The organism is Pseudomonas sp. MF4836, from assembly GCF_002018875.1.
In the GTDB taxonomy this organism is placed as follows: Bacteria; Pseudomonadota; Gammaproteobacteria; order Pseudomonadales; family Pseudomonadaceae; genus Aquipseudomonas.
In genome coordinates this window covers 172,444-194,792 of the sequence record NZ_MVOL01000002.1, presented here as the reverse complement: position 1 = coordinate 194,792, position 22,349 = coordinate 172,444, and the positions used below count along the sequence as shown (strand labels likewise).

Annotated in this window: 22 protein-coding genes; 14 read left to right on the top strand and 8 right to left on the bottom strand. The window is 63.5% G+C overall.

Annotated features, from left to right (window positions below; genetic code table 11):
- Positions 1-22: 22 nt before the first annotated feature.
- From rfbB to MF4836_RS04255, 7 genes are read left to right on the top strand one after another with little or no spacing between them, the layout of a single operon-like run.
- Complete coding sequence (rfbB, locus tag MF4836_RS04285; RefSeq protein ID WP_078469305.1) at positions 23-1,105, top strand: dTDP-glucose 4,6-dehydratase; 1,083 nt, start codon at positions 23-25, stop codon at positions 1,103-1,105.
- Entirely contained in the window at positions 1,102-1,977 is an 876-nt protein-coding gene (gene rfbA / locus MF4836_RS04280) for a glucose-1-phosphate thymidylyltransferase RfbA (RefSeq protein WP_078469304.1), read from the top strand. The genes rfbB and rfbA overlap by 4 nt, the downstream gene beginning before the upstream one ends.
- The gene (gene rfbC / locus MF4836_RS04275) at positions 1,974-2,519 is read left to right on the top strand and encodes a dTDP-4-dehydrorhamnose 3,5-epimerase (protein ID WP_078469303.1); all 546 of its coding nucleotides are present in this window, start codon (positions 1,974-1,976) and stop codon (positions 2,517-2,519) included. Before rfbA ends, rfbC begins: the two co-directional genes overlap by 4 nt.
- Positions 2,516-3,397: a dTDP-4-dehydrorhamnose reductase gene (gene rfbD / locus MF4836_RS04270; protein ID WP_078469302.1), complete on the top strand. Its 882-nt coding sequence runs from the start codon at positions 2,516-2,518 to the stop codon at positions 3,395-3,397. The genes rfbC and rfbD overlap by 4 nt, the downstream gene beginning before the upstream one ends.
- A 35-nt stretch (positions 3,398-3,432) precedes the next feature.
- Positions 3,433-5,241 (top strand): sensor histidine kinase, encoded by a 1,809-nt coding sequence (locus MF4836_RS04265; RefSeq protein WP_078469301.1) that lies wholly within the window; start codon positions 3,433-3,435, stop codon positions 5,239-5,241.
- Positions 5,238-6,638, top strand: coding sequence for a sigma-54-dependent transcriptional regulator (locus MF4836_RS04260; RefSeq protein ID WP_078469300.1), 1,401 nt, complete (start codon positions 5,238-5,240; stop codon positions 6,636-6,638). Before MF4836_RS04265 ends, MF4836_RS04260 begins: the two co-directional genes overlap by 4 nt.
- A gap of 44 nt (positions 6,639-6,682) precedes the next feature.
- Positions 6,683-7,138, top strand: coding sequence for a thioesterase domain-containing protein (locus MF4836_RS04255; protein ID WP_078469299.1), 456 nt, complete (start codon positions 6,683-6,685; stop codon positions 7,136-7,138).
- Between the two features lie 18 nt (positions 7,139-7,156).
- Here MF4836_RS04255 and cysQ read toward each other — a convergent pair whose 3' ends face one another.
- Both cysQ and nudE read right to left on the bottom strand, forming a co-directional pair.
- Positions 7,157-7,984, bottom strand: a complete 828-nt coding sequence (gene cysQ / locus MF4836_RS04250) for a 3'(2'),5'-bisphosphate nucleotidase CysQ (RefSeq protein ID WP_078469298.1) — start codon at positions 7,982-7,984, stop codon at positions 7,157-7,159.
- An 11-nt stretch (positions 7,985-7,995) separates the two neighbouring features.
- Complete coding sequence (nudE, locus tag MF4836_RS04245; RefSeq protein WP_020299831.1) at positions 7,996-8,562, bottom strand: ADP compounds hydrolase NudE; 567 nt, start codon at positions 8,560-8,562, stop codon at positions 7,996-7,998.
- An 89-nt stretch (positions 8,563-8,651) separates the two neighbouring features.
- On the opposite strand from nudE, the gene yrfG reads away from it, so the two are divergent.
- A complete protein-coding gene (gene yrfG / locus MF4836_RS04240) occupies positions 8,652-9,314 on the top strand; it encodes a GMP/IMP nucleotidase (protein WP_020299830.1) in 663 nt (220 codons plus the stop codon).
- A 108-nt stretch (positions 9,315-9,422) separates the two neighbouring features.
- Here the strand turns inward: yrfG and lysM are convergent, their stop codons facing one another.
- Positions 9,423-9,863 carry a peptidoglycan-binding protein LysM gene (gene lysM, locus MF4836_RS04235; RefSeq protein WP_020299829.1) on the bottom strand — a complete coding sequence of 147 codons (441 nt, stop codon included), beginning with the start codon at positions 9,861-9,863 and terminating at the stop codon, positions 9,423-9,425.
- 138 nt (positions 9,864-10,001) lie between these two features.
- Here lysM and MF4836_RS04230 point away from each other — a divergent pair, with 138 nt between their 5' ends.
- The 4 genes from MF4836_RS04230 (at position 10,002) to MF4836_RS04215 (ending at position 14,895) form a co-directional block, all read left to right on the top strand.
- Positions 10,002-10,889: a LysR family transcriptional regulator gene (locus tag MF4836_RS04230; RefSeq protein ID WP_078469297.1), complete on the top strand. Its 888-nt coding sequence runs from the start codon at positions 10,002-10,004 to the stop codon at positions 10,887-10,889.
- Between the two features lie 94 nt (positions 10,890-10,983).
- Complete coding sequence (gene fdhD, locus MF4836_RS04225; protein ID WP_078469296.1) at positions 10,984-11,823, top strand: formate dehydrogenase accessory sulfurtransferase FdhD; 840 nt, start codon at positions 10,984-10,986, stop codon at positions 11,821-11,823.
- Positions 11,820-14,168: an FdhF/YdeP family oxidoreductase gene (locus MF4836_RS04220; RefSeq protein ID WP_078469295.1), complete on the top strand. Its 2,349-nt coding sequence runs from the start codon at positions 11,820-11,822 to the stop codon at positions 14,166-14,168. The genes fdhD and MF4836_RS04220 overlap by 4 nt, the downstream gene beginning before the upstream one ends.
- A 253-nt stretch (positions 14,169-14,421) precedes the next feature.
- Positions 14,422-14,895 (top strand): YMGG-like glycine zipper-containing protein, encoded by a 474-nt coding sequence (locus MF4836_RS04215; protein ID WP_020299825.1) that lies wholly within the window; start codon positions 14,422-14,424, stop codon positions 14,893-14,895.
- Positions 14,896-14,962: 67 nt separating this feature from the next.
- On the opposite strand, the gene MF4836_RS04210 is transcribed toward MF4836_RS04215, so the two are convergent.
- The 5 genes from MF4836_RS04210 to MF4836_RS04190 form a co-directional block, all read right to left on the bottom strand.
- Positions 14,963-15,406 (bottom strand): acyl-CoA thioesterase, encoded by a 444-nt coding sequence (locus tag MF4836_RS04210; RefSeq protein WP_078469294.1) that lies wholly within the window; start codon positions 15,404-15,406, stop codon positions 14,963-14,965.
- A gap of 167 nt (positions 15,407-15,573) precedes the next feature.
- Positions 15,574-16,800: a 3-hydroxyacyl-CoA dehydrogenase gene (locus MF4836_RS04205; RefSeq protein WP_078469293.1), complete on the bottom strand. Its 1,227-nt coding sequence runs from the start codon at positions 16,798-16,800 to the stop codon at positions 15,574-15,576.
- 128 nt (positions 16,801-16,928) lie between these two features.
- Positions 16,929-18,863, bottom strand: a complete 1,935-nt coding sequence (locus tag MF4836_RS04200) for a RecQ family ATP-dependent DNA helicase (RefSeq protein WP_078469292.1) — start codon at positions 18,861-18,863, stop codon at positions 16,929-16,931.
- Positions 18,864-19,103: 240 nt separating this feature from the next.
- Positions 19,104-20,234, bottom strand: a complete 1,131-nt coding sequence (locus tag MF4836_RS04195; protein WP_078469291.1) for a polysaccharide deacetylase family protein — start codon at positions 20,232-20,234, stop codon at positions 19,104-19,106.
- Positions 20,235-20,300: 66 nt separating this feature from the next.
- Positions 20,301-21,476 carry a tetratricopeptide repeat protein gene (locus MF4836_RS04190; RefSeq protein ID WP_078469290.1) on the bottom strand — a complete coding sequence of 392 codons (1,176 nt, stop codon included), beginning with the start codon at positions 21,474-21,476 and terminating at the stop codon, positions 20,301-20,303.
- 207 nt (positions 21,477-21,683) lie between these two features.
- Between MF4836_RS04190 and MF4836_RS04185 the strand changes: the two genes are divergently transcribed.
- Positions 21,684-21,968 (top strand): hypothetical protein, encoded by a 285-nt coding sequence (locus tag MF4836_RS04185; protein WP_078469289.1) that lies wholly within the window; start codon positions 21,684-21,686, stop codon positions 21,966-21,968.
- 2 nt (positions 21,969-21,970) lie between these two features.
- A complete protein-coding gene (locus tag MF4836_RS04180) occupies positions 21,971-22,330 on the top strand; it encodes a DUF1493 family protein (protein ID WP_078469288.1) in 360 nt (119 codons plus the stop codon).
- The last annotated feature ends 19 nt before the right edge of the window (positions 22,331-22,349 follow it).

Genomic DNA, 22,349 nt, shown 5'->3' with positions numbered 1-22,349 from the left:
TTAAGGAAACAGGCCACCCAACATGCGCATTCTCGTTACCGGCGGAGCCGGTTTTATTGGGTCGGCGCTGGTCCGCCACTTGATCGAGCACACCGAACACGAAGTGCTCAACCTGGACAAACTGACCTACGCCGGCAATCTCGAGTCGCTGCACAGTGTTGTCAGCAACAGCCGCTACGAATTCGTCAAGGCCGACATCATCGACCAGGCCACCGTCAGTGCCGTCCTGGCACGCTTCCAGCCCCATGCCATCATGCACCTGGCTGCTGAATCCCACGTCGACCGCTCCATTGACGGCCCGTCGGATTTTATCCAGACCAATATCGTCGGCACCTACAGCCTGCTGGAAGCCAGCCGCGCCTATTGGCAGGGCCTACCGGTGGCGGAGAAAAGCGCCTTTCGTTTTCACCATATCTCCACCGATGAGGTTTACGGCGACCTGCATGGGGTCGATGACCTGTTCACCGAAACCACGCCCTATGCCCCCAGCTCGCCCTACTCCGCCAGCAAGGCTGCGTCCGACCACTTGGTCCGCGCCTGGCAGCGCACCTACGGCCTGCCGGTGCTGATCACCAATTGCTCGAACAACTACGGCCCGTTCCACTTCCCGGAAAAGCTGATTCCACTGGTGATCCTCAATGCCCTCGCGGGCAAGCCGCTGCCGGTGTACGGCAACGGCCTGCAAGTGCGCGACTGGCTGTTTGTCGAAGACCACGCCCGCGCCCTGTTCGAAGTGGTGACCCAAGGTGTGGTCGGCGAGACCTACAACATCGGCGGCCATAACGAACAGACCAACATCGACGTGGTGCGCGGCATCTGCGCCCTGCTCGAAGAGCTGGCGCCGCACAAACCGGCCGGGGTCAAGCGGTTCGCCGACCTCATCACCTTCGTCCAGGACCGCCCCGGACACGACCTGCGCTACGCCATCGACGCCAGCAAGATCGAACGCGAGCTGGGTTGGGCTCCCGAGGAAACCTTCGCCAGCGGCCTGCGCAAGACTGTGCAGTGGTACCTGGCAAACCTCGAATGGTGCCAGCACGTCCAGGACGGCAGCTACCAGGGCCAACGATTGGGCTTCACCGACACCAAGGATCTGATTGCATGATGAAGGGAATTATTCTAGCAGGCGGCTCGGGCACGCGCCTGCACCCGATCACCCTCGGTGTGTCGAAGCAACTGCTGCCGGTCTACGACAAGCCGATGATCTACTACCCGATCTCGGTGCTGATGCTCGCGGGGATCAAGGACATCCTGCTGATCTCCACCCCCCAGGACCTGCCGCAATACCGCAACCTGCTGGGCGATGGCAGCCAGTTCGGGGTGCGCTTCAGCTACGCCGAGCAGCCTTCGCCGGACGGCCTGGCCCAGGCCTTTCTGATTGGCGAAGCGTTTATTGGCAAGGACCCGGTGTGCCTGATCTTGGGTGACAACATTTTTCATGGTCAGCATTTCACCGAGAAACTGCAGGCCGCAGCCGAAAAATCGTTGGGAGCTACCGTATTTGGATATTGGGTCAAGGACCCACAACGTTTTGGTGTTATCGATTTCGATGAGAACGGCAACGCGCTGTCGATTGAAGAGAAACCAGAAACGCCCAAATCCAGTTACGCAGTGACCGGGCTGTACTTTTACGACAACTCTGTCATCCAGATAGCTAAAACGATCCAACCCTCGGCCCGTGGCGAGTTGGAAATTACCGACATCAATAATGCGTACCTGCAACGGGGTGATCTTCGTGTGGAACGTTTCGGCAGGGGGTTTGCCTGGCTCGATACTGGCACTCACGATAGCCTGCTCGAGGCGTCGCAATACGTGCAGACCATCGAACACCGACAGGGTCTAAAGGTCGCCTGCCTCGAAGAAATTGCCTACAACCAAGGCTGGATTGACCGCACACTACTGCTCGAACGAGCTCAATACTTCGGCAAGACCGGCTACGGCCAATACCTCTTCACCCTTGCCGGAGAAGAACGATGAACGTCATCCCTACCGACCTTCCTGGCGTATTGATCCTTGAGCCCAAGGTCTTTGGCGATGAGCGCGGTTTCTTCTACGAAAGCTTCAATGCCAGGGCCTTCCAGGAAGCCACCGGTCTGGATACCCAGTTCGTGCAGGACAATCACTCCCGCTCACAGCAAGGGGTACTGCGCGGCTTGCATTACCAGCTGGAAAATACCCAAGGCAAACTGGTGCGCGTCACCGTGGGTGAAGTACTCGATGTGGCGGTGGATATCCGTCGCAGCTCGGCGCATTTCGGGCAGTGGGTAGCGGTGCGGCTGTCCGCCGATAACCATCGCCAGCTATGGGTACCCGAAGGCTTCGCCCACGGCTTCGTCGTCCTCAGCGACTTCGCCGAGTTCCTCTACAAGACCACCGATTACTACACCCCGTCCGCCGAGCGCTGCATTCGCTGGGATGACCCGGACCTGGCCATCGACTGGCAACTCACGGGCACGCCGACCCTCTCGGCCAAGGATCAGGCCGGCAAGCGCCTGAACGAGGCCGACCTGTTTCCATGAGCACGCCCATGAAGATCCTTATCAGCGGCCAGCATGGCCAGGTGTCCCGCGAGCTGCAGCAGCGCCTCAAGGGCTTGGGCGAGCTGATCGTACTCGGTCGCGACCAGCTCGACCTGGCGCACCCGGAGCAGATCCGCCGCCAGGTCCAGGCCATCGCCCCGCAGCTGATCATCAACGCTGCCGCCCACACCGCGGTGGACCAGGCGCAAAGCGAACCCGAGCTGGCCTTTGCCATCAACGCCACGGCACCCGGCATCTTCGCCGAAGAGGCCCGGGCCCTGGGCATCCCGCTGATTCACTACTCCACCGATTATGTGTTCGATGGCGGCAAGGCCACGCCCTATACCGAGGACGACGTGCCCAATCCGCTTGGGGTCTACGGCCAGAGCAAACTGGCCGGGGAGCGTGCGATCGGCGCAGTCGGCGGCCAACACCTGATCCTGCGCACCAGCTGGGTCTACTCCAGCCACGGCAAGAACTTCCTGCTGACCATGCAGCGCCTGATGCAGGAAAAACCCCTGCTGCGGGTGGTCGCCGATCAGATCGGTGCGCCAACCTGGGCCGGAACCATCGCCCACAGCACCCGCCTGCTGATCGAGCGCTGGCAGGCCGGGACGGCGGGTGCCTGGGGCACTTATCACCTGAGCGCTGCAGGCCACACCTCGTGGTTCGGCTTTGCCGAGGCGATCGCCGCGCACCTGCGGGACCAAGGCAAGGCCTGCGCCGCACTGGAGGCGATACCCTCCAGCGACTACCCGACTCCGGCACCACGGCCGCTGAACTCGCGCCTGGACTGCAGCCGCCTGGAACGCGAATGGGGCGTGACCCAGCCCGACTGGCAAGCTGCATTGCGCGAGTGTCTTGCCGAGCTGGGCTAGGCATAATGCGCCTGTATCCACAGGCGCCGACCCTCATGACTCCACCCCTCCCCCGCAGACCCCGTTGGCGCAGCCTGGCGTTGCTGGCCCTGTGCCTGGCGCCGCTGCTGTGGCCGTTGGAGCATTTGGCCGAGCGCTATTACCGCAGTGAATTGGTAGGACAGAACCGCCAGACCCTCGATCTGTACGTGGCCAACCTGCTCGGCACCCTGCATCGCTACGAAGTGCTGCCGCAGATCCTGGGCGACCTGCCCGCCCTGCGCTCGGTGCTCGATGCCCCGGATGATGGCGTCACCCAAGGCAATGCCAACCGCCTGCTGAAAAACATCAGTGCCCAGACCGGCGCCGAAGTCATGTACTTGATGGACACCAACGGCAAGACCCTGGCCGCCTCCAACTGGGACAAGCACGACAGCTTTGTCGGGCGCAATTTTTCCTTCCGTCCGTATTTCAGCGAAGCCATGGCCGGGCGCCTCGGGCGTTTCTTCGGCCTTGGGACCACCTCGGCCAAGCGTGGTTACTTCTTCGCCGCAGCGGTGCACGACGGCGAGCGGATCATCGGCGTGCTGGTGATCAAGGTCGATCTCGACCACACCGAAAGTCTGTGGGGCAAAACCCCGGAACAACTGCTGGTGACCGACCACAACGGTGTGGTGATCCTGACCTCGCGCCCCGAGTGGCGCTTCCGTGCCACCCGGCCCCTGAGCGATGCGGAGCGCCAGGCGATCAGCGCCATCCAGCCCTACCCGACTCGCGAACCCAGGCCCCTGAAGCTCAACGCCAATGCCTGGCTGACCCAGACCGTGCAGATCGATGAAACCGGCTGGAGCGTGAGCATCCTCGCTCCGCAGACCCTGGTGGCGCGCCCGGTACGCACGGTGGTGGCGGTGGGCGGTGCTGCGCTGCTGGTGTTGATGCTGCTGCTGGGGCTGATGATGCAGCGCCGCCGCCACTACCTGGAGCGCATTGCCTTCGAGGCCAAGGCGCGCCGCGAGCTGGAAATGCGCGTAGCCGAGCGCACCAGTGATCTGGAAGGCCTCAACCGCCGGCTCAAGCAGGAAGTGCTGGAGCGGGAAACCGCGCAGCAGGAATTGGTGCGGGCCCAGGACGACCTGGTCCAGGCCGGCAAGCTCTCGGCCCTGGGTACCATGTCGGCGAGCATCAGCCACGAGCTCAATCAACCCCTGGCGGCGATCCGCAGCTACGCGGAAAACGCCGAGGTGCTGCTCGATCACCAGCGCACCGAAGACGCCCGCGGCAACCTGAAGTTGATCAGCGAGCTGACCGGGCGCATGGCCTCGATCATCGCCCACCTGCGAGCCTTTGCCCGCCGCGACCGCCATGCACCGGAAAGCGTGGCCCTGCAACCGGCGCTGGACGATGCCCTGGCCTTGCTGGCCAAGCGCCGCAGAGCGATGGAGGTCGAGCTGATTCGCGACCTGCCGGCCGCCACGCTGTGGGTCGAAGCCGGGGAGACCCGCCTGCGCCAGGTACTGGGCAACCTGCTGGCCAATGCCCTCGATGCCCTGACCGAAAAAGGCCCGCCGCGCAAATTGTGGTTGAGTGCCGAATCCACCGAGAGCGGCGTCAATCTGTACATTCGCGACAATGGCCCGGGCTTTTGCATGGAAGCCCTGGGCCGCGCCGGCGAGCCGTTCTACACCACCAAGACCCGGACCCAGGGCCTTGGCCTGGGCCTGGCGATCTGTGACACCCTGATGCGCGCCTTTGGCGGTGAGCTGTCGTTCGCCAACCACCGCGAAGGCGGCGCCCTGATCACCCTGCGACTGCGCGCCGGCGCACCGGGTGTGAGCCTGCAACCGTCCGAGGACCGCAGTGTATGAGTACCCCCATCGACCACCAGGTGCAGGTGGTGTTGATCGACGACGATCCCCATCTGCGCCAGGCCTTGAGCCAGACCCTGGACCTGGCCGGGCTGCAGATCCTGCCGCTGGCCGAGGCCCGCGGGCTGGCCGCGCGCCTGGAGCGCGACTGGCCGGGCGTGGTGGTCAGCGACATCCGCATGCCGGGCATGGATGGCCTGGAGCTGCTGGCCGAACTCCATGGCCAGGACCCGGAGCTGCCGGTGCTGCTAATTACCGGTCACGGCGATGTGCCGCTGGCAGTGCAGGCCATGCGCGCCGGGGCCTATGACTTCCTGGAAAAACCGTTCGCCAGCGATGCCCTGCTCGACAGCGTGCGCCGCGCCCTGGCCTTGCGCCGGCTGGTGCTGGACAACCGCAGCCTGCGCCTGGCCCTGAGTGATCGCCAGCAACTGAGCACGCGCCTGGTCGGGCACTCGGCGCCGATGCTGCGCCTGCGCGAACAGATCGGCGCCTTGGCGGCGACCCGGGCCGACGTGCTGATCCTCGGGGAAACCGGGGCGGGCAAGGAGGTGGTGGCGCGAGCACTGCACGACCTGTCGAACCGGCGCAACGGCCCGTTCGTGGCGATCAATGCCGGGGCCCTGGCGGAATCGGTGGTGGAAAGCGAACTGTTCGGCCACGAACCCGGGGCCTTCACCGGTGCGCAAAAGCGCCGCATCGGCAAGTTCGAGTTCGCCAATGGCGGCACGCTGTTTCTCGATGAAATCGAAAGCATGAGCCTGGATGTACAGGTCAAGCTGCTGCGCATGTTGCAGGAGCGGGTGGTGGAGCGCCTGGGGGGCAATCAGCTGATCCCGCTGGACATCCGGATCATCGCCGCGACCAAGGAAGACTTGCGCCAGGCCGCCGATCAGGGGCGCTTTCGCGCCGACCTGTACTACCGGCTCAACGTCGCGCCGCTGCGCATTCCGCCGCTGCGCGAGCGGGGCGAAGATGCGCTGATGCTGTTCCAGCATTTCGCCGACGAAGCCAGCATCCGCCACGGCCTGCCACTTCATGAGCTGCAACCCGGGCAACGGGCGTTGCTGCTGCGCCACACCTGGCCGGGCAACGTGCGCGAACTGCAGAACGCCGCCGAACGCTTTGCCCTGGGCCTGGAACTGGCCCTGGACAACAGCGCCCCGGACGGCAGTGCGCAGCCGGCCCCCACCCTGGTCGAAGGCGGGTTGAGCGAGCAGGTGGAGAACTTCGAAAAGAGCCTGATCGCCGCCGAAATGAGCCGCGCTCACAGCTCGGTGCGCAGCCTGGCCGAGGCCTTGGGCATCCCGCGCAAGACCCTGCACGACAAGCTGCGCAAACACGGCCTGAGCTTCGCCGACAGTGGCGCCAGCACCGGCAGCGACGAGCTCGATTGAGCAGCGCCCACCCCTTCCCACCTTTCAAGCCAGAGGGCCCCTGCATGAACAGCGACAGTCGTTACCTGGAATCCGTGCTCCATCACGACATCCCGCTCACCCGGGACATGGGGCTCAAGGTGCTCGACTGGCAGGCGCGGCAACTGCGCCTGTCACTGCCGCTGGCGGCCAACGTCAACCACAAGAGCACCATGTTCGGCGGCAGCCTGTATTGCGGTGCGGTGCTGGTGGGCTGGGGCTGGCTGCACCTGCGGCTCAAGGAAGAAGGGATCGAGGACGGGCACATCGTGATCCAGGAAGGCCAGATCAGTTATCCGCTGCCCGTGACCCGCGACGCCACGGCCATCTGCACCGCGCCCAGCGATGCGCAGTGGACGAAATTCCTGCGCACCTATGAACGTCACGGGCGGGCGCGGCTGAGCCTGGAGACGCGGATCATCAATGAGGGAAGCGATGCCGACGCGGTGCGCTTTACCGGGCAGTACGTGCTGCACCGCTGAGCGCAGCAACGGCGACCATCAGCTGCGCGCCAACTCCAGCAGCTTCTGGCGCCAGGTCGCCTTGGCCGGCAACGCCAGGAAAAACTCGTTGAGCAGCGATTCACGCGCCGGGTAGCAGAACGGTGCGCCACTCAAGTCCAGCACTTCACCACCGGCACCCTCAAGCACGCCCTGGGCGGCGGCAGTGTCCCATTGCGAGGTCGGGGCCAGTCGGGGGTAACAATCGGCGGCGCCTTCGGCCAGCAGGCAGAATTTCAGCGAGCTGCCGATATTCGCCAGTTGCAGTTCGCCCAGGCTGGCGCTGAGCCCGGCCAGCAGGCGCTCCTGCTCCGGGCTGGAATGACGCCGGCTGGCGACCACGGTGAAGGCCTGGCCTGCACCCGGTGCTTCGCGCACCTGGATCGGCACCGGCGCCTGGCCACGGTCGGCGCGCCAGGCGCCCAGGCCGGCACCGCCGCAGTAGCTGCGACCGTTGGTCGGCATCGTGACCACGCCAAACACCACGCGACCCTGTTCGATGAGGGCGATGTTGACGGTGAACTCTTCGCTGCCGGAAATGAATTCCTTGGTGCCATCCAGCGGGTCAACCAGCCACCAGCGCTGCCAACCGGCGCGCACCGCCTGCGGAATGTTCGCGTCCTCTTCGGACAATACCGGGATGCTCGGGTCCAGCGCGGTCAGGCCGGCCAGGATCAGATGGTGCGCAGCCAGGTCCGCGGCGGTCACCGGTGAGTCATCGGTTTTTTGCGTCACCGCCACATCGGCGCGCCAGAACGGCAGGATTGCCTCGCCAGCCTGCAAGGCCAACTCGATCACCGGAGCCAGCAACGGGTGGGGAAAGGTCATCGACGCCTGACTCATGCCGGAAACACTCCGCGCTGGGTCAGCAGGTCCCGGGCCAGGTACAGCGCCGCCAAGGCACGGCCTTCGGTGAAGTTGGGGTTCTGGGCCAGGCCAGAGAGTTCACGCAGGTTGATCTTGTCCACGCCCATCGGCTCGGGCTCGTCGCCTTCCAGGCTTTCTTCGTAGAGGTCGGTGGCCAGCACCACCTGGATCTTCTGGCTCATGTAACCGGGCGACAAGGACAACTCGGTCAGGTGCTCCAACTGCCGTGCGCCATACCCAGCTTCCTCCTTGAGTTCCCGCTCGGCCGCGGCCAGCACATCCTCGCCCGGCTCGATCAGGCCCTTGGGCAACGACAGTTCATAAGCGTCGGTACCGCCGCAGTATTCTTCCACCAGTACCGCGTGCTCGGCGTCGAGCATCGCCACGATCATCACCGCGCCATAACCGGCGCCTTTGCCCACCAGGCGTTCATAGGTGCGTTCCACGCCATTGGAAAAGCGCAACTGCACTTCTTCGACACAAAACAGACGGCTGGTGGCGACGATCTCGCGGGCGAGTACAGTGGGTTTCTGGCGCATGAAGGGCTCCTTGGCGTGAACGCGCTACTATAACGCGGCTTTCCCGATAGTTTGTGTCGGATATCTTTCTACCGCTCGAGACGTTTCCCATGCCTTCACTGCCCTGGCGCGATATCGACACCGTTCTGCTGGATATGGACGGCACCCTGCTCGATCTGCATTACGACAACCACTTCTGGATGGAGCACCTGCCCCAGCGCTACGCCGAGCTGCACGGAGTCAGCCGGGCCATGGCCGAGATGGAGCTGCAGCCCCTGTTCGAGAACAACGCCGGCCAGTTGAAGTGGTACTGCCTGGACTTCTGGAGCGCCGAACTGAAGCTGCCGGTGCGCGAACTGAAGCTGGAAACCGCGCACCTGATCGCCCTGCGTCCTGACGCCGACACCTTCCTGGCCGCCATCAAACAGGCCGGCAAACGTGTGGTACTGATCACCAACGCCCACCGCGACTCGCTGTCGCTGAAGCTGGAGCGGATCGAACTGGCGCCTTACTTCGAACGCCTGATCAGTTCCCATGACTACGGTTTCGCCAAGGAAAACCCGCAGTTCTGGGATGCCTTGCAGGCCGATATCGGGTTTGACCCGAGCCGCAGCCTGTTTATCGACGACACCCTGCCGATCCTGCGCAGCGCGCGGGACTTCGGTGTGGCTCATCTGTTGGCAGTGCGTGAACCGGACAGCCGCAAAGGGCCGAAAGACACCGCGGAATTCGCGGCGGTGGGAGATTATCGAGACTTGATCGAGGGGCTCTAGCGAGGCCCGGAATCAGGTGGTGGATGTCAGGACCAGCGCAGCCTGCATCAGCGGCGAGACACTGTAGCCGCTGCCCCAGACTGCGCTGGCCCTGTCAGGCACCCACCATCACTCGGGAATTCGCAGTACCTGACCCGGATAGATCTTGTCCGGATGGGACAGCAGCGGCTTGTTGGCCTCAAAGATCTTGTTGTACTTGTTCGCGTCGCCGTACTGCACCTTGGCAATCGCACTCAGGGTGTCGCCCTTCTTCACGGTGACAAACACCGCCGCCACCGCCACCGGCCCGGTTACGGTGATCTGGTCGTCGACACTGCCTACACCGGCGATATTGCCCACGGCCAGCAGGATTTTTTCTTTCTCTTCCTGGCTCGCGACCTCACCGGTCACCGTGACCTTGTCGCCGTCGACGCTGGCCTGCACATTCGGATTGCCCAGGCCGACCTTGGCAATGTGTTCCTTCAACTGCTCGCTCGCATTGGCGTTACCCGGCGTCAACAGATCAATAAGCTTTTCGCCTGCTTCTTTCACAAAGCTAAAAATACTCATGGTGCACACTCCTTGGGTTATGGGGTCCAGACGCGAAAGACTAGACCAGCCACGGCAAATGAGGTTCAAAAACGACCAGTGACCCAGTGCCGCACAAGCAGGCTAGAATCGGCACCTTCCCGGCGCCCTGGAGCGAAGATGGACATCAAGCAGCTGAAATTCCTCATCGCCCTCGATGAAACCCGGCATTTCGGCCAGGCCGCCGCCCGTTGCCATATCACCCAGCCGACCCTGTCCATGCGCCTGCGCAGCCTGGAAGAGGAGCTGGAACTGCCGCTGGTCAATCGCGGCCAGCGCTTCGAAGGTTTTACTGCCCCGGGTGAACGGGTGCTGGCTTGGGCACGCACCGTGCTGGCGGCCTACGACGGGCTGCAGGCGGAAGCTGCCGCCTGTCGCGGCAACCTGGTCGGCACCCTGCGCCTGGGGGTGGTGCCGCTGTCGAGCTTCGACCCGCAGCACTTGATGCAGGCCCTGCACCAGCAGCACCCGAACTTGCGTTTCGAGCTTTCGGCCTTGAGTTCCGAGCAGATCCTCGAACAACTGGCGAGCAACCGCCTGGACCTCGGAGTGTCCTACCTGGAGCGCCTGGACACCGAGCGTTTCGATTCCCTGGCCCTGGGCGAGACCCGCATGGGCTTGCTCTACGACCAACGGTTTTTCAGTTTCGGCGAGCAGCCCCTGAGCTGGGAGGCGCTGATCGAACTGCCCCTGGGCATGCTCACCAGCGGCATGCATTTTCGCCAATCCATCGACCACAACTTCCACAGCCGAGGCCTCAGCCCGCAACCGCTGTTGCAGACCGATGCAGTTCATCAGTTGGTGCAAATGGTCCATGGCGGTTTCTGCTGCGCGGTGATGCCGTTGGAAGGCGGCCTGGAAACCCTCACCGAGCACTTGCGCCTGCAACCCATCGAAGGCGCCCAGACCCTGGCGCGGCTGGGTTTGATCATGCGTCGCAGCGCGCCACGCTCAGCCTTGGCCGAGGCCTGTTTCGCGCTTTACCAGAAATCGCCCAAACCTTCTTGATCGACGCCATCTATCAACACATCAGTACTAGCAATTAGACGTGACACTTTGCCGCGCTTAGTCTTGGCGTTGAATACTCCGCTGGTATTGCCCCATGACCGCCAAGCGCCCGACCCGCGCGACGCCAGCCCTAGAAACGCCCGCGCCCGCCGCCAGTCAGAACTACAGCTACAGCAACCTTGAACACTGCGAATCGGACAGCACCGCGCTGGCCGAGGAAGTCGCGCTGGCGATCGCCTACAACGGCATCAGCCAGGCGGTGATGCTCGTGACCCCGTCGAACCTGGAAGACTTTATCGTCGGCTTCAGCCTGGGCAGCGGCATCATCAGCGACGCGACCGAGATCTATGACCTGCAACTGAGCGGTTCGGGCTCGGCGCAGTACGCGCAAGTGGAAATCGCCAACCGCGCGTTCTGGAACCTCAAGCAGCAACGTCGTCAGTTGGCTGGCACCAGCGGCTGCGGCCTGTGCGGTGTCGAGGCCGTGGAACAGGCTCTGCCCGACCTCAAGGTATTGCCCGGCGCCCCTTTGCCACCGGCGGCATGGCTTGACGGCCTGCGCCAGCGAATCGGCAGCTTCCAGCCCCTGGGCCAGCATTGCGGCGCGGTGCACGCGGCGGTGTTCATGAACCACCAGGGGGAGTTGCTGCTGGGCCGGGAAGACATCGGCCGGCACAACGCCCTGGACAAGCTGATCGGCGCACTGATCCGCCAGGACATCCCCACGGCCGGCGGCGTGGCCATTGTCACCAGCCGCTGCAGCCTGGAGCTGATCCAGAAAGTCCTGCGCGCGGGCATCCAGACCCTGGTCAGCCTGTCGGCTCCCACCGGCCTGGCCGTGCAATGGGCGCGCCGGCACAACCTCAACCTCATCCACCTGCCGCAGAAAAGTGCGCCGCGGGTCTATAGCCCCGCGATGGAGAACCAAGCGTGAGCAACCACAACCAAGCCGACCAGACCCCAACCCCGCGCTACAAGCCTTACAAAGGCGCAGCAGGCGGCTGGGGCGCGCTGATCAGCGTGGCCCAGGCCTGGCTGACCAGCGACAACGCGCTGAAGAACCTGCGCATGATGCTCAAGACCAACCAGAACGGCGGCTTCGACTGCCCCGGCTGCGCCTGGGGCGACTCGCCGGAAAGCGGCATGGTCAAGTTCTGCGAAAACGGCGCCAAGGCGGTCAACTGGGAAGCCACCAAACGCCGCGTGGATGGGGCATTCTTCGCCAAGCACAGCGTTACCTCGCTGCTGGAACAGAGCGACTACTGGCTCGAATACCAGGGCCGTCTCACCGAACCCCTGAGCTACGACGCTGCCAGCGACCGCTACCAACCCATCAGCTGGGAAGCCGCGTTCGCCTTGATCGGCAAGCATTTGCAGGCGCTGCCGAGCCCGGACATGGCCGAGTTCTACACCTCGGGCCGGGCCAGCAACGAAGCGGCGTACCTGTACCAGCTGTTTGTGCGCGCCTATGGCACCAACAACTTCCCCGACTGCTCGAACATGTGCCACGAAGCCAGCGGCGTGGCCCTGGCGCAAAGCGTCGGCGTCGGCAAAGGCACGGTGACCTTCGACGATTTCGAGCATGCGGATGCGATTTTCGTCTGGGGCCAGAACCCCGGCACCAACCACCCGCGCATGCTCGAACCGCTGCGTGAAGCGGTGAAGCGCGGTGCCCAGGTGGTGTGCGTCAACCCGCTGAAAGAGCGTGGCCTGGAACGCTTCCAGCATCCGCAGCATCCGCTGGAAATGCTCACCAACGGTGACAAGCCCACCAACACCGCCTACTTCCGCCCGGCCCTGGGTGGCGACATGGCAGTGGTGCGCGGCATGGCCAAGTTCCTGCTGCTGTGGGAACGCGAGGCGCAGAAAGCCGGCAGCCCGTCGGTGTTCGACCACGACTTCCTCAATGAACACACCGCCAGCGTGCTCGAGTACCTGGGGGTGATCGATGACACCTCGTGGGAGCAGATCGTCGAGCAGTCCGGCCTGACCCTGGTCGAGATCGAGCAAGCGGCGCGCATGTACGCCAAGGGCAAGAACGTGATCATGTGCTGGGCCATGGGCATCACCCAGCATCGCCATTCCGTGGCGACCATCCAGGAAATCGCCAACCTGATGCTGCTGCGCGGCAATATCGGGCGTCCAGGCGCCGGCCTGTGCCCGGTGCGCGGCCACAGTAACGTGCAGGGCGACCGCACCATGGGCATCAACGAACGGCCTCCGGTGGCGTTTCTCGACGCCCTGGAGCGACGCTTCCAGTTCAAGGTGCCACGCAGCGACGGGCACAACGTGGTCGAGGCGATCCACGCCATGGCCGAAGGCCGCTCGAAGGTCTTTATCGCCCTGGGCGGCAACTTCGCCCAGGCCACCCCGGACAGCCCGCGGACCTTCCAGGCCCTGAGCAACTGCGACCTCACGGTGCAGATCAGCACCAAGCTCAACCGCAGCCACCTGGCCCATGGCAAACAGGCCCTGATCCTGCCGTGCCTGGGTCGTACCGACATCGACCTGCAGAGCGAAGGTCCGCAGGCAGTGACTGTGGAAGACTCGTTCAGCATGGTGCACGCCTCCAACGGCCAGTTGCAGCCGCTGTCGCAACAGATGCGCTCGGAGCCGTGGATCATCGCCGGCATCGCCGCCGCAGCCCTGGGCAGCCGCCCGGTGGACTGGAACTGGCTGGTGGCCGACTACGGGCGCATCCGCGACCTGATCGCCGACACCATCCCAGGCTTCAAGGACTTCAACCAGCGCCTGCAAAACCCGGGGGGCTTCTACCTGGGCAACTCGGCTGGCGCGCGGCGCTGGAGCACTGCGTCCGGTCGCGCCAACTTCCGCGCCAACGTGCTGCCCAAGGACCTGGTGCACGAACGCACCCGAGCCACCGGGCAGGTACCGGACCTGATCATGCAGTCCATGCGCTCCCACGATCAGTACAACACCACGATCTATGGCCTGGACGACCGCTATCGCGGGGTCAAGGGCCAGCGCGACGTGCTGTTCGTCAACGAAGCGGACATCATCCGCCTGGGCTTCAAGCCGGGGCAGAAGGCCGACATCGTGTCGATCTGGGACGACGGCCGCGAACGTCGGGTCAAGGGCTTCACCCTGCTGGCCTTCGATATTCCGGCTGGCCAGGCTGCGGCTTACTACCCGGAGGTCAACCCGCTGGTGCCGCTGGAAAGCACCGGCGACGGCAGCCATACGCCGACCTCGAAGTTCGTGGCGATTCGCCTGGAAGCCGCCAGTGACAGCGGGTTGATCCTGGCCAAGTCGGCGTAAATCGATGGCTGCCCCGGCCCCATCACGATGGGGCCGGGGCTCTCGCCCGGCTTTTCCAGCGCGCAAAAAAAAGCCGCCTTTGTGCAAAAGCGGCCTGTCCGAAGTAGCTAAAGACCCGTCAAAACGACTTAAGTTCCCGAGCTAAAACAATAACTTACGAGATTGTGTACAACTCGTGCTATTCGTCGGATTTTGATTGTAAGCCTCCAGACACAGCCTCAGGATCGCGCCGTCATCCCTTTGAGGTTCCTCTATGAAGTTTTCCTCGATTCTCTTGTTGTCCCTTGGCCTGGTCAGCGGCTTCGCCTCTGCCGGAGGCACCACTGAAGCAGGTGTGGGCGGCGCATTGGGCGGGGTTCTGGGCTCGGTGGTCGGTCAGTCGATCGGCGGCAATACCGGCTCGGCCATCGGCGCAGCATTGGGCGGCGCGGGCGGCAGTGCGGTGGGTGCCGACAAACGCAGCCGTGGCCAGGCAGCCATTGGTGGCGCCTTGGGCGCAGCGGGCGGCAACGTGGTCGGGCGCAGCATGGGTGGCAACACCGGCAGCCTGATCGGCGCAGCGGCAGGCGGTGGTGCCGGCGGCGCGCTGGGCAACTACATGGGCAATGAAAGTGCGCGCGACGATCGCGAGTACCGTGGCCGCGACAACCGCCGCTACTACCGTGACGATCACCGCGGTCGCGGCCATGCATATGGCCACCGCAAACATCGCCATCACCGCGACTGATCAACGCGGCTCAGGCCTGCGCCCGAACGCAGGCTCTGCACACCTCGCCGGAGCCCTGGACCGCGACTTAGCGGATCGGCTCCAGCACCAGACGCTCCAACGCTTCGCGTAATCCGGCCGGCAGCGCCACCGGCCGGTTTGACGCCCGCTCTACAAACACATGCACAAAGCGCCCGGCAGCACAGGCATCCTCCTCCCCCGCCTTGAATACCGCCAACTCGTACTGCACCGAACTGTTGCCCAACTTGCCGACCCGCAGGCCGATTTCAATACGCTCGGGAAAGGCGATCGAGGCGAAGTAGTCGCAGGCGGAACTCACCACAAACCCCACCACTTCACCGTCATGGATATCCAGCCCACCCTCTTCGATCAGGTAGGTGTTTACCGCCGTGTCGAAGAAGCTGTAGTAGGTGACGTTATTCACATGCCCATACACATCGTTGTCGTGCCAACGGGTGATGATCGGCTGAAAGTGGCGATAGTCGCTGCGTTGCGGCATCCGCTCGGTCATAAGGCTCTCTCACAATCCAGATAGGTGCGGGTTGGCCCGCGAGGTCGATCCATTGATCGCGCGGGATGCCGCCAATGGTTGTTCCCCTGGCAGATCCCGCAGCGCAGCCTCGCACAATTTGCCGCGCAGCCCAAAGAGACAAGGCCGCCAGCAAACATCAACAGCGCCTAGCGTTCGGCAAACCCTTTACCGGCTTGCGCCAGCTCAGTGAGCAAGCGTGCCGGCTGCCAGTGTTCGCCCAGCTCGGCCTCAAGCCGCAGCAGACGCTGGTGCACAGCCGCCAGCCCTTGCCGATCGGCCCAGCTCATCGGACCGCCCTGGTCTTTGGGGAAGCCATAGCCATTGAGATAAACCAGGTCGATGTCGTGGGCCGACTCGGCAATGCCTTCCTCGAGGATCTTCGCCCCCTCGTTGACCAGGGCCAGCAGGCACCGTTCAAGAATCTCCTCGGGGCCGATCGGCCGGCGCTGATAGCCCAGGCCTTCGCTGACCTGCTGCACCAGGGCATCCACCTCCAGGTCGTGCTCCGCCTGACGGCTGCCGGGCTCGTAGTGGTAATAACCGTTCCCGCTCTTTTGGCCGAAGCGCCCCAGCTCGCACAGACGATTATCGACCTGCACCTCGGGTTGATCCTGACCGACGCCGTCCAGTTGCCGGGCCCGCCAGCCCAGGTCGATACCCACCACGTCGTACATGCGAAACGGCCCCATGGCGAAACCGAAGCCTTGCAGGGCCGCATCCACCTGGTAGGGGAAAGCGCCCTCGAGCAGCATCTTGCGCGCCTCCAGCACGTAGGTATTGAGCATGCGGTTGCCGATAAAACCGAAACAATTCCCCGCCACCACACTGACTTTACCCATGCGCCGGCCCAGGGCCAGGGCCGCCTCGAGCACCTCGGGCGCGGTCCGCGCGCCGCGCACCACTTCGAGCAGCTTCATGATGTGCGCCGGGCTGAAGAAGTGCAGGCCCAGCACCTGCTGCGGACGCTGGGTGACGGCAGCGATGGCGTCGATATCCAGGGCCGACGTGTTGCTGGCCAGGATCGCTTCGGGCTTGAGCAGGGCATCGAGTTGGCGAAAGATCTGTTGCTTGAGCTCAAGGTTCTCGTAGACCGCCTCGATCACCAGGTCGACCTCACGGATCGCCGGATAGTCCGCAGCGGCGCTGACCCTTGCGATACGCGCGTCGGCTTCGGCCTGCTCGATCCGCCCCTGGCGCACGTTGTGCGCGTAGGTCTCGGCCACGGCCAGCAGCGCCTGCTCCAGCATCTGCGGGTTGTTGTCCACCCACTGCACCCGCACCCCGGCATTGGCCAGGCACATTACGATTCCGCGGCCCATGGTGCCCGCGCCAATCACGGCGGCGTGCTGAATATCGACGGCTGTCTGGCTCATATTGGCTCTCTTGTTGGCGATGCGAAGACAGCCCACACCATAGTCAGGCACCGGGTATTTTTGAAATTTATTCCTGTGATGAGCGCCATTCAGCAGATGGATGCAGCAGCGCTGCAATCCCCCGAACCTCAAGCGCGCAAATGGCTGTCGGCCCAGTCCCGCACCTCGGCGTAGGGGTAATCCTCAAGCGCCGCAAACCCGGGGATGGCCCGCGCCTTGAGCTTGGTGAACAGCGGCACACTGATGCCACACAAAAACCGCGTCAGGCGCTCGGCACCCGGCACGCGCTCGGTGTGCTGCTGATGCCTGTGGATAAAGGGCTCGCACAACTGGGCAAAGTTTTTATCCACAAGCGCAGGCAGGTCGGGCGGCGCCGGCAGACGCGCCACCTGGCCATGGCACACCGAACAATGCCCGCAACGACGCGGCGCGTTATCGTCGCCAAAGTACTGCGCCAGGCGGTAACCCAGGCACTGCTCGGTGCCGAACAGATCGAGCATGGCGTGGATCCGCGCAATCTCGGCGCCCTCATGCCGGGTGAAATACCCGTGCAATTGCGCACTCAGTTCTGCCGCGTCGAAGTCGGTCTGCAGCAGGCTGTAGACCTCGGTCATTTGCTTGCTTTCCAGCTCGACCCAACCGCGCTCCTGGAAATAATCCAGGGCCTTGACCACGCGGCTGCGCTCGGCCTGATGCTGCAGGTACAGCGCATCGAAATTGACCGTGGCCCAGGTGCGGGCGCGGCTTGAGGTCTGGATGATGGCCTCGACGAAATCCCGCCGTTCGCCCTCAAAACGCGCCAGCAGGGCTTGCGGCTCCAGCAGGAACTTGAAGCGGTACTCGGCAAAATACGCATAACGCGGCGCAATCAAGCCGCGCAGCTCCAGTTGCACCAACAGGGTCTTGAGTGGCAGCTGGCGAATATTGCTCTGATCCGCCAGCGGCCCCAGCAGAAACTCCCATTGCCCATCCGGCGCTGCGGCCTGGAGTTCGTCCAGCACACAGCGGATGCCATCCAGTTCCGGGGTGTCGCCGTAGACGAAGTTCTCCAGCACATTGAGGCTGTCGCGGTTGGCCAGCACCAGGCAATCCGAGGGCTGCCCGTCACGCCCGGCGCGGCCGATTTCCTGGCTGTAGTTCTCGATGGATTTGGGCAGGTCGAAATGCACCACATTGCGGATGTCGCTCTTGTCGATACCCATGCCGAAGGCGATGGTGGCGACGATGCAATTGGACTGACCGCCCATGAACTGACGCTGGATCGCCTCCCGCTGCTCATGGGGCAAGCCGGCGTGATACGCCTGGGCCTGGATGCCGTGCTGGCTCAGGTGTTGGGCAATCTGCTCGGCGGTTTTCTGCAGGGTGACGTAGACGATGCTCGGCTGCCCGGGGCGTTCGCCCATCCACTGCACCAGGCGCCGGCGTTTGTCCTGCCCACGCACCGGTTCTACCAGCAGGTTGAGGTTGGGCCGGTAGAAACCGGTGGTGACCACATCCTGCGGGGCGATGGCGAACTTGGCCTGCATGTCGGCGATCACCTTGGGGGTCGCGGTGGCGGTCAGCAACAAGGCCTGGGGGATGTTGAACTGACGCTGGTAGTCCGGCAGCTTCAGGTAGTCCGGGCGGAAGTTGTGCCCCCATTCGGAGATGCAGTGCGCCTCGTCCACCACCAGCAACGAGATCGGCACCTGTTGCAGGAAATTCCGGAAGCGCTCGTTCTTCAGGCGCTCCACGGAAATCATCAGAATCTTCAGCTCGCCGGAACGCGCACGGGCCATGACGGCGTTGGCGTCGTCGCGGCTCTGGGCGGAATCGATGCTGGCTGCGGCGATGCCGTGGCGTTGCAGGAACGCGAGCTGATCCTGCATCAGCGCCAGCAACGGCGAAACCACCAGGGTCAGGTGCGGCAGCAGCAGGGCCGGCAGTTGATAACACAGGGACTTGCCGGAACCGGTGGGGAAAATCGCCGCCGCCGAACGCCCGCCCAGCACCGCACTGACCGCCGCCTCCTGGCCCGGGCGAAACTGTGGATAACCAAAGACCTGTTCGAGGGTGTTGTGCATAAGCTGTCACTCCATTGACCGCTGACATGCCTTGAAGCCTAGCGTGGCCCGTCAGCAGGTCGAGAAAAGGTCGAGAGGAAAGGGATACCGGATGATACAGGCACACGGCCAAATCGGTGGCCGCCGCCGTGACCGCTGCCGCCAGACTGCGCTGGCCCTGGGCCACGACCAAGATTCACCTGACACCTCCCGGCGCCCAAGCCGGTCAGCGCAACCTTGCAGGCTCGGCAGCGACGACAATCAGCGGCCCATGCGGCAATCCACCCATTGCACGCCATTGCCCCGATTGGTGTCGAACAGCGCTGGCAAGGCCTTGGCGGCTTTGTCATGGGTGTCGTGAAACAGGATCACGCCGCTGCGCCACAGCAGCATCAAGGTCTGCACCCGCTGGCTCGCCGCACGGCTATCAACGGCCTTGCTCCAGTCCTGGGAGTCAATGTTCCACAGCATCAACTGCACGCCCTGGGCCTTGAAGAACGCAGCGCTGTCGCTGCGACGCTGGCCATAGGGCGGGCGAAACAGCGGCTGGTACTCCTCGGTCAAGGCGGCACTGACCAGGCCTGCCGATCGGGTAATCGAGCCCTGCCAATCGCGCCAGGAGCTGTGGGATTTGTGCTCCCAGCCATGTAGGCCAACGCATTGATCGCTGTAAAGATTGCGCATGTCGTCCGCCGATGACTGCTCAAGACGCTTCTGAAATGGCGCGCCCAACACGAAGAAAAAAGCATGCACATCCTCGGCCCGCACCACATCCAACAGGCGGTCGGTCGACCCGCTCCGCGCCGTCGGACCATCGTCAAACGTCAGCAGAAATTGGCGGTCACCCAGTTCATCGCCAAGGATTTCAGCTTCGGAGAAGCGTTCAATCTCACTGCTGACCATCGGGAACAACGCCGCCAGCCGCAGTTGCTCACGCAGGTATAGCTGGTGAAAACCCAGGCTCGCCTCAGCCCAGGCACCATAGGTGGCTTTGCTCTGGCCGGTGAAGCCGGCCACCAGTTGGCGGAACTCCCCCAGGTTGCGCACCCTCAGGCAGAACGCCTCACCCTCACACTGCTGGCTGGCGAGGCGGAAGTTGTTCAGCAGCCGCTGCCAGAAACGCTCACGCACCCGATTCACCGCAGCCAGGTCGATGCGCTTGACCCCCAGCTGTTGCTGCAGCGCCTTTTCATCCAGTGCTTCGCTGGCCAATAGCGCCTTGGCGAACATCAGAATCTCGGCCCGGGAGGCGGTGTCAAATCCGTTAACGCTGCTCAGGGTAGTTGGCCAGCCGCTGCGGTCGATGGTGGCAAAAACCGAGGGACCTGCAGCACAAGCCACACCAGGAACCAGAAAAAACGCAGACAGAAAAAGGAAACGTCTTAACCCCATAACAACCTCTTTAAATACACAACGCGCCAAGGTAGGCGCGTTGTGGGTAGTACTCCGTCAGGGAGCTCAGAGTTTTCTGACCCGTTCAATGGCTTGGTCATACACCGGACTGGCTTTCTGCTCACGGGCCTTCTGATACAGGGCCAGGGCATCGGCAAACCGTCCGGCGGCCTCATAGATAGACGCCGAGTTGTAATAGGCGCTGGCACGTACAGTGGCCGCCGTCGCGCCGCTGGCCAGGGCGATGGCCTGGTTGTCGGCCTCGAGGGCCCTGGACAGCTCGCCGAGCTTGCGGTGGGTCAGCCCGAGGTTGCTGTACGCCTGGGCGTAAGCCGGGTCCTGCTCGATGGCCTGGCGAAAGAAGTCACGTGAGCGCAGCACATCACCGGCCTTGTAGGTCGCTTCGCCCTGTTCATTCAGGGTTTTCGCATCGCCCTGAGGCACCGCTCCAACCTCCAGGCTGCTCACCGCGACCTTGTCGTCCAGCAACACCTCGACCTCGCTCATGGCGTCGGCAGGTTCGCCACGCACTTCGCCGAGGCGATTGATGTCCTGCAGCTCGCTGTTACCGGTAATGCGGAACACCGTCCACAGATTGCCGACGCGCTGGCGTGGCACCTTGTAGGTGCGCAGCAGGGTTTTGCCCAGGTACAGCTGCACCTTGGCCTGACTCAGGGAAAGCTGGTGGGCGCGCGCGGTAGTGCCGTGAGTGAAGTCATGCACGGCATAGATGTAACTGTCGCCGGCATGCTTTTTTTCCAGGGTGATGACTTCCGGGCCATGACCCGGTTTGTCAGCCCCTTCCAGCAAAGTGTCGGGCCCCTTCAGGGTCTCGAAGTACAGGTTCTTGCCGGGATAGATCAGGCGCGCATCCAGGTCCAGCCCATCGGCCTCCCAGGTCAGCACGATCCGCAGGCCATCGAAGTTCTGCTTTACCGGCAACATGGCGTAGGTTTTGCCATTGCACGGGCAAGGAGCCTCGATCACCACGAGTCCATGCTTTTTCAGGGTCAGGGTGGTGCTCGAATCGTCCGCCATTTCGGTGTTGAGGCTGAACCGGCCTGAGCCATCGGTCAGCCCGCCAGCGACCTGCTGCCGTGCGGGAAGCAACTGCAGTTGGACCTCGGCCAGCGTCTGCTGGCGATCCAAGCCATCAACCACTTCAATCGTCCAGGGCAATGCCTGCACCGAACACGCCACCAGCCAGAGCGACAACCACCACGCCATGCGAAACCCGCGCATACCCACATCCCTTTACGTATTAACCGCCATAGGCTGACAGCCCCCGGCCATTTGGCGCGCACGATACACAGATTATCCGCACACTGCTTGAGGAACCTCTCCTGCCACAGCGGCAGGTACTTCCTACTCCCGAGTCTGGCATCATCCTCCTTCACCGAATCCTGCAGTGATCACACCCCTGCACCACAACCTTGGTAAGCAATGCCCATGAGCAAGCTGCAACACCTGTTCGCCGAAGCCAGGCAAGGGCTCAGCGTCATGCAGTCCATCAGCGACGAAAAATGGCGAGCCCTTGCCACCCAATGTGGAGCGGCGGAAAGAGCAGAAGTCAGACAGCGCATCCACTCGCTGAAGGCCATGAGCCTGGAGGCCGACGAAGGCGATGAGGAACAACGGGACGACATCCGTTGTGCCATCGACAGCCTCAACCTGCTGCTGGACCTGTCAGAAGCCCATGAGCGGGCCACCGGCTCTTCTCACAAGGACTCTTAGGCATGCACCTGGCCCCGCACTTCCCCGATGACCCGGCCATGCGCCAGCTCATGCAGTTGCTGCACGAAGAACTTGGCCTGCCCGAGCGCAAGACCATCAGCCTCGATACCGCCATCAACTTCGACCTGGGTTGCGACGGAGCGGATGCCGAACAGCTGATGCTGGCGCTGGAAGAACTGTTCGTCATCGAGTTCGTCGACTACGACGCCTATCGCTACTTCCAGCCCGAAGGCTTCGACGTTTTCCTCAAGCGCCGGGCCAAGGGCCGGGGCGACAAACTGCCGCTGACCATCGGCATGCTGTACCGAGCCATCAAGGCACAGCGTTGGGACACACAGACGCTGGAAAGCCGCCAGCACTGAACCAGAGCAAAACCCGGAC

Coding starts and splice junctions, on each gene's coding strand:
- rfbB (WP_078469305.1), top strand. CDS start 23: ATGCGCATTCTCGTTACCGGCGGAGCCGGTTTTATTGGGTCGGCGCTG.
- rfbA (WP_078469304.1), top strand. CDS start 1,102: ATGATGAAGGGAATTATTCTAGCAGGCGGCTCGGGCACGCGCCTGCAC.
- rfbC (WP_078469303.1), top strand. CDS start 1,974: ATGAACGTCATCCCTACCGACCTTCCTGGCGTATTGATCCTTGAGCCC.
- rfbD (WP_078469302.1), top strand. CDS start 2,516: ATGAGCACGCCCATGAAGATCCTTATCAGCGGCCAGCATGGCCAGGTG.
- MF4836_RS04265 (WP_078469301.1), top strand. CDS start 3,433: ATGACTCCACCCCTCCCCCGCAGACCCCGTTGGCGCAGCCTGGCGTTG.
- MF4836_RS04260 (WP_078469300.1), top strand. CDS start 5,238: ATGAGTACCCCCATCGACCACCAGGTGCAGGTGGTGTTGATCGACGAC.
- MF4836_RS04255 (WP_078469299.1), top strand. CDS start 6,683: ATGAACAGCGACAGTCGTTACCTGGAATCCGTGCTCCATCACGACATC.
- cysQ (WP_078469298.1), bottom strand. CDS start 7,984: ATGACCTTTCCCCACCCGTTGCTGGCTCCGGTGATCGAGTTGGCCTTG.
- nudE (WP_020299831.1), bottom strand. CDS start 8,562: ATGCGCCAGAAACCCACTGTACTCGCCCGCGAGATCGTCGCCACCAGC.
- yrfG (WP_020299830.1), top strand. CDS start 8,652: ATGCCTTCACTGCCCTGGCGCGATATCGACACCGTTCTGCTGGATATG.
- lysM (WP_020299829.1), bottom strand. CDS start 9,863: ATGAGTATTTTTAGCTTTGTGAAAGAAGCAGGCGAAAAGCTTATTGAT.
- MF4836_RS04230 (WP_078469297.1), top strand. CDS start 10,002: ATGGACATCAAGCAGCTGAAATTCCTCATCGCCCTCGATGAAACCCGG.
- fdhD (WP_078469296.1), top strand. CDS start 10,984: ATGACCGCCAAGCGCCCGACCCGCGCGACGCCAGCCCTAGAAACGCCC.
- MF4836_RS04215 (WP_020299825.1), top strand. CDS start 14,422: ATGAAGTTTTCCTCGATTCTCTTGTTGTCCCTTGGCCTGGTCAGCGGC.
- MF4836_RS04210 (WP_078469294.1), bottom strand. CDS start 15,406: ATGACCGAGCGGATGCCGCAACGCAGCGACTATCGCCACTTTCAGCCG.
- MF4836_RS04205 (WP_078469293.1), bottom strand. CDS start 16,800: ATGAGCCAGACAGCCGTCGATATTCAGCACGCCGCCGTGATTGGCGCG.
- MF4836_RS04200 (WP_078469292.1), bottom strand. CDS start 18,863: ATGCACAACACCCTCGAACAGGTCTTTGGTTATCCACAGTTTCGCCCG.
- MF4836_RS04195 (WP_078469291.1), bottom strand. CDS start 20,234: ATGGGGTTAAGACGTTTCCTTTTTCTGTCTGCGTTTTTTCTGGTTCCT.
- MF4836_RS04190 (WP_078469290.1), bottom strand. CDS start 21,476: ATGCGCGGGTTTCGCATGGCGTGGTGGTTGTCGCTCTGGCTGGTGGCG.
- MF4836_RS04185 (WP_078469289.1), top strand. CDS start 21,684: ATGAGCAAGCTGCAACACCTGTTCGCCGAAGCCAGGCAAGGGCTCAGC.
- MF4836_RS04180 (WP_078469288.1), top strand. CDS start 21,971: ATGCACCTGGCCCCGCACTTCCCCGATGACCCGGCCATGCGCCAGCTC.